Genomic DNA, 6,526 nt, shown 5'->3' with positions numbered 1-6,526 from the left:
CATCAATGCGCTCATACTCGCCAATGGCAAGAGCATGAGATTAATCTAATTCAAGAAATTGCTAGTCAATTAGCGATCGCTATTCAACAAGCCAGTCTCTATGAGCAACTTCAAGAGGAACTATTAATACGTCAGCAATCTCAATTGAAAATAGCGCAGCAATTGCGACAACAGCAAACCTTAGCGACAATCATCAATAAAATTCGCGAATCACTTAGTCTCAAAGAGATTCTGGCAGTGGTGACTCAACAGGTTAAAGATGTGCTGTCTGGCGATCGCGCGATCGTCTTTCAACTATTTGATAATGGTAACAGCCAAATTGTCGAAGAATCTGTACATAGTAACTTTCCCAATCTCAAAGCCCTTAATTGGGAAGACGAAGTTTGGTCGCAGGAAATTCTCGATTGCTATTGGCAAGGCAAGCCTCGCATTGTTCCCGATGTGATGAATGACATTTGGACAGAATGCCTAGTGGAATACTCGATCAAAGGTCAGATCAAGTCCAAAATTATCGCGCCAATTCTCCTAGAGTCGCACATTAGTGAAAATCATCGCTGGGTAGCAACGGACGGATCTAAAAAGCTGTGGGGTGTTTTGGTCGTCCATGCTTGTGCAGAACCGCGAGAATGGCAAGATTCAGAAGCTCAACTGCTCCAACAAATTGCGAATCAGTTAGCGATCGCCATTCAACAAGCTAATCTTTATGAACAGATTCAAGCTGAATTGTCGTTCCGCGAGCAAACCGAAATCCAACTGCTCAAAGTCAATGATGAACTTCTCCGCGCCACCAAGCTCAAGGATGAATTTCTTGCCAACATGAGTCACGAACTCCGCACCCCGCTCAATTCAATCTTAGGACTGTCTAACGCTCTCGGAGAGGAGCTTTTAGGCTCGCTCAATGAACGACAAATAAAGGCGATCGGTACAGTCGAGTCAAGCGGCGAACATCTTCTATCCCTAATTAATGACATTCTCGATCTATCAAAAATCTCATCAGGGATGATGGAACTAAATGTTGAATCAGTTTTAGTCAAAAATCTCTGTGATTCTAGTCTGGTCTTTGTCAAACAGCAAGCATTTCAAAAGAAAGTGCAAATCACTAGCAATATTCCTAAGAATATAAACAATATCAATATCGAGGAGCGTCGCATCAGACAGGTCTTAATCAATCTGCTCACCAATGCTGTCAAATTTACTCCCAGTGAAGGGCAAGTGAATCTTCTAGTTGCAGTTGGTCAAGGCGATACATGGCAAGGAGAGGCGACAATCCCCCAGCGCATCAAACTGATGAATTCAGCGATGATCGTATTTCAAGTCGTCGATACTGGCATTGGCATTACCTCCAACGATTTACAACGACTCTTTCAACCCTTCGTGCAGGTCAGTAGCAGTCTCAATCGTCAATATGAAGGCACAGGATTAGGGCTAGCCCTAGTCAAGCAGATTGTCGAACTACATGGTGGTCAGGTCATGGCTGAGAGTGAAATCGGCAAAGGTAGCTGTTTCTCGGTTGCCCTACCCTATGATATGTCCGAGTCTAGAGTTCCAGAATCTACAACAGTTTCCACTGCTTTATCGCCATTGAGCATCGATCCTGATCGTGCGCTGCTTATTTTACTCGCTGAAGATAACGAAGCAAATATCCAAACCTTCACATCCTATCTGACCGCGATCAATTACCGCGTAGTTGTCGCTAAAAATGGAAGAGAAGCAGTTGCCAAGGCAAAATCAGATTCTCCCGATATCATTCTCATGGATATTCAAATGCCAGACATGGATGGGCTAGAAGCAATCAGTCTGATTCGGGCTGACGCAACAATTGCGGCTATTCCGATTATTGCACTGACGGCTCTGGCGATGGAAGGCGATCGCGAAAGGTGTCTAGCGGCGGGAGCCAATGAATATCTCGCTAAACCCATCAAGTTCCGCCAACTGAATACTGCAATTCAGCAAATTTTGACATAGATTTAATACGAATAATACTCTTTCTAAATATGGACAGCAAAAATAGCGGCAGCAATAGAACTGTAGAGTATTGCAGTATAGTAGCAGCCAAGTTACTTAGGATGTGGTTAAGGGGTGGAACCCCTTTATGGGGCGCAGCCCCACACGCCCAATTAGTCAAAATGTCCTAATTATAAAGACCACGACTATAGTTTTAAATGAATCGTTACCATACCTATTTAAGCGATCGCTGCAATATCTTTATTTTTCTAAATGTCTCCCTCAATTATTTATGCGTCTAAATTCTTGGCTAGCTGCGAGCGAGCGGCAGTGTCAGATGTACCTTAGTTTCATGCCGATAGACACTCGTAATCCAAAATTGTCCTCCAGTTAGTTCGGCAATTTTTCGGGAGATGGTTAAGCCAAGCCCAGTTCCCTGTTGCTCGTAAGTCTCGCGCTCAAACTGAATAAAGGCATCGATTTTAGCAATTTGCTCTTCGGTCATGCCTCGACCTAAGTCCAATACGGATAACTTCAGCATATCCCCCTCGATTTGACTGCTAACTGTAATGGATGTCCCTGAAGAGGAGAATTTCAAAGCATTATCGACTAATTCATACAAAAGTGTGGATAGATATTGCTCTGATAGCGCGATCTCGGCATCCTCAAGCGAAAATACTAGGTCGTTACTACGGTTGCTACTCTGAGCCTGCGATCGCAATGTCGTTTCAATGGCGGTACTGGAGAATTTAGTTCGCATTGGTTTAACAGGATGTTGCTTACTTACGAATGCTTCTAACTCAAAATAAACGAGCAATCTCTTTGTTAGCATTTCTATGCGACTTGCCGATTGCTCGACTATGTCCAGCATCTCAAGGGCTGGAGCTATCTTCATGTCTTTGAGAAAGTCTTTGATTAACTCGATCGGAGCGATGATGCCGTAGAGGGGCGTATTTAATTCGTGGGATAGGTTAGAGGCTAAGTTGCCACGCAGCGCACCGAGAGAAATTTTTAAGGTATCGATCGTATTTTCTTGGATCTGCGATAAGGATTGGATCTTGTCAAACTGCTTTTTGATTCTAAGCATTGACTTAATACGGGCGCGCAACTCCTCAGGATTGACAGGCTTGCTGATGAAGTCATCGGCTCCAGCACCTAAACAGTTGGCAAGGTCTGATTTGGAACTTAAGGCTGTCACCATCACGATCGGAATAGCTTGCCATTTTGGCATGGCTTTGATTTGCTGACAGACTTGAATGCCATTGATTCCAGGCATCATGACATCCAGCAAAATTAGATCGGGATTGTAGATATCTAGGGATGAAAGAGCTTGTTGACCGCTGGAAGCATAATGTATCTGATAGTCACAATCGCTTAATAGGGCTGCAATCACTGCAAAATTATTCGGTTCGTCGTCAACGATCAAAATTGAGGGTGCGTTCATATTTTCTATTGAGTTAAAATTTGTTGAATTGCATCGTTAAGTTGTTGAAACACGATCGGTTTAGTCAGATATTCATTGGCTCCCGCCTCTAAACATCTTTCGCGATCGCCTTCCATCACCAGAGCTGTTAAGGCAATAATTGGAATTGCCGCAATTTGTGGGTCGGTTCGGATCAGGCGGATCGCTGTTAGCCCATCCATTCTTGGCATTTGAATATCCATAACGATCGCATCTGGGGAATGCGCTTTAGCCATTGCCACAGCCTCTTCTCCATTTCTAGCAATGACCACTCGGTAATTGAGTGCTGTCAGATAGGCGGTAAGGGTTGCAATGTTTGCCTCATTGTCTTCGGCTAGCAAAATCAGAGGAACGATCGCTTTGCCAGAATTACCTGCTATCGATCGTCGAGTGACATCAGTCATGTCGGTCGAGGGATCGCTAGACCCAAACATTTCATAGGGTAGGGCAACGGTAAAGCAACTACCCATTCCTATTTGACTCTCGGCGATCACTTGCCCTCCATGAAGTTCGACGATCTTTTTAACGAGAGCTAGACCCAAGCCAGTACCTTCGTATTGTCGGTTAAGTGCACTATCTAACTGCACAAAGGGTTGAAAGAGTCGTTGCAAATCTTCAGTAGCAATACCAATACCAGTATCCGTGACTTGAAATACAATCACTGGCGAATTCATGGCTCTAATTTGTTGCGGAATCGTTGCCTCTCCTTGCCATGTATCACCACTACCGATGGCAACTAAAAGGCTTACTTTACCACCGCTTGGGGTGAATTTGACGGCATTGTTGAGTAAGTTAATTAAAACCTGTTTGATGCGACGTTCTTCGATATCGATTTTGTTGATATTTTGAGGAATATGGCTATGAATTTCTAATCCCTTCTGAAATGCTTGTTGTTTGATGAAGACTAGGCTGGAATCGCAGAGATTTTGGACTGAGGTGGGTTCAGTTTTTAATTCCACAATTCCTGATGAAATTTTTGATAAATCGAGAATATCGTTAATCAGTTCTAGTAGATGTTCGCCGCTTGATTCGACGATGCCGATCGCGTTTAATTGAGATTCAGTCAACGAGCCTAAAATTTGTTCTTTCAATGCATTTGATAGTCCTAAAATGGCATTAAGGGGCGTGCGGAGTTCGTGACTCATGTTGGCGAGAAATTCGTCTTTGAGTCTGGTTGCACGGGCGAGTTGTTGGTTGGTTTCGGTTAATTGTTGCTGGGCTTGTTTACGTTCCGCAATTTCTTGTTGAGATTGAGCATATAGACTAGCTTGCTGAATGGCGATCGCTAATTGATTCGCAATTTGTTGGACTAGATTAATCTCATGCTCTTGCCATTGGCGAGTATGAGCGCATTGATGAATGCACAGCAATCCCCATAGGTTGTTGCCACATAGTAATGGAATCACTAGATTTGCCCGTACCTGAAACTGTACTAACACATCACGGTGACAGTCCATCAGCCCAGCATTATCTATATCATTCACGACCTGCATTCGACCTTGGGCATAGGCGGCGGCATAGCCTTCGCCGAAGCAATGGTCGTGAATGTGAACTTCCATTGCTGAACTAAATCCATCGACAACGGATTCGGCGACAAATTCACCATCATCAAAATTAGATTCGGGATAGAACTTGAAAATACCGACGCGATCGCATTGCAGTAATTGCTGAATTTCTTGACAAGCGGTATCAAAAATTATTGAGAGATCGAGGGATTGACGGATACGCTGAGTAATTCCTCGCAATAAGGTTTCTCGATTTGCTTGTTGGAGAATAATTTGCTCGGCTTGTTTGCGATCGCTAATATCTTTTGTTACACTCAAAGCGCCAATTATTTGCCCATTGTCATCCCTAAGGACTGTCACCGATAATAATACGGGAAAACATGAGCCATCTTTACGAATATGAATCCATTCCTCATCAAGTAAGCCTTTTATCCCCATATATTTTAACGCTTCAAAGCCCACACCAATATCTTTACCCAATATTTTTGAAGCTTTGGCAACTTTGTCGCTCACCTCTTGAGCATCGTGGAAAATTTCGGGTGTAACCTGTCCGATAACTTCTCCCATACTGTAGCCCAACATTTTTTCCGCGCCAGAATTAAAAGTCTGAATGATGCCATTTACATCTACAGAGATAATCGCGTAGTCCGTGCCAGCGAGAATGGCGCGTTGGAGCTTATTGATCTGCCATAGTTCTTGGGTGCGTTCTGCAACTTTCGCTTCTAGGGATTGATTGAGTTCTTGCAGTGTTTTCTCTGCTTCTGATAAAGATGCGGTTCTTTGATGAACTTGACGTTCTAGCTCAATATTGCGATTTTCTAGCAGAATTACTTTTTCTGATTCTAGTTGTTCTACTTTTGCTTCTAAAACCTTGGCTAAATTATATATTTCAGTCGGATTTAAGGCTTGGAGCAAATTGGTCTGAGTGACGATTCCTAATAGTTCGCCAAATTCACCTGTTACCGCCAAGCGCCGAATCAACCTTTGCTCCATAATTTGCTGCACCGTCAAGAGGTTATCCTCTGGTTTAACGGAAAAGATCGGCGTACTCATCACCGTATGCGCGATACAGGTTTCAAGGTTTAAGCCTAGGGCTTGAAACTGCACAACATCACGCTCGGTCACTATGCCCACAGGAATTTGTAGGGAGTTATCAGTACTACACGTCTCAACAATCATCACCGAACTAATTTTCTGCCCTGCCATCATTTGCGCGATCGCCAACATAGAGCGATCGGAGACAGCACACACTACATCAGAAGTCATCACCTCAGACACCAATCGCAGCCGCAAGAGATCGATGGGTCTGGTAATTTGTCGTAAACTTTCGTGAGTCACCATTCCCACGAGGAGATCTTGCTCATTGAGAAGCGGCAAATGGCGAATGTGGTATTGCTGGAGCAGATTGACTGCTAAAAACAAATCTGTAAAGTCAGACTCGCGCAAAGTAACCACGGGATGAGCCATCACCTCTCGGACTAATAGACGATTGAGGTCTTGCTGCTGAGCGCTGAGGCGAACCACATCGCGCTCGGTCACTACGCCGATTAACTTTTCATCTTCTAATACCAAGACACAGCTAGATCTTGCCTCTTGTTGAAATTGTTGCTGATGA

Annotated in this window: 3 protein-coding genes; 1 reads left to right on the top strand and 2 read right to left on the bottom strand. The window is 43.9% G+C overall.

The window, feature by feature from the left end:
• Nucleotides 1–1,965: response regulator (locus APA_RS18815; RefSeq protein WP_201323782.1), on the top strand; the 1,965-nt coding region annotated here is incomplete at its 5' end.
• Between the two features lie 289 nt (nucleotides 1,966–2,254).
• Here the strand turns inward: APA_RS18815 and APA_RS18810 are convergent.
• Both APA_RS18810 and APA_RS18805 read right to left on the bottom strand, forming a co-directional pair.
• A complete protein-coding gene (locus APA_RS18810; protein WP_201323781.1) occupies nucleotides 2,255–3,388 on the bottom strand; it encodes a hybrid sensor histidine kinase/response regulator in 1,134 nt (377 codons plus the stop codon).
• A 5-nt stretch (nucleotides 3,389–3,393) separates the two neighbouring features.
• Nucleotides 3,394–6,526: CBS domain-containing protein (locus APA_RS18805; RefSeq protein WP_201323780.1), on the bottom strand; the 3,133-nt coding region annotated here is incomplete at its 5' end.

Source organism: Pseudanabaena sp. lw0831 (genome assembly GCF_016584665.1).
GTDB lineage: Bacteria > Cyanobacteriota > Cyanobacteriia > Pseudanabaenales > Pseudanabaenaceae > Pseudanabaena.
This window is presented reverse-complemented; position numbering and strand designations above follow the sequence as displayed.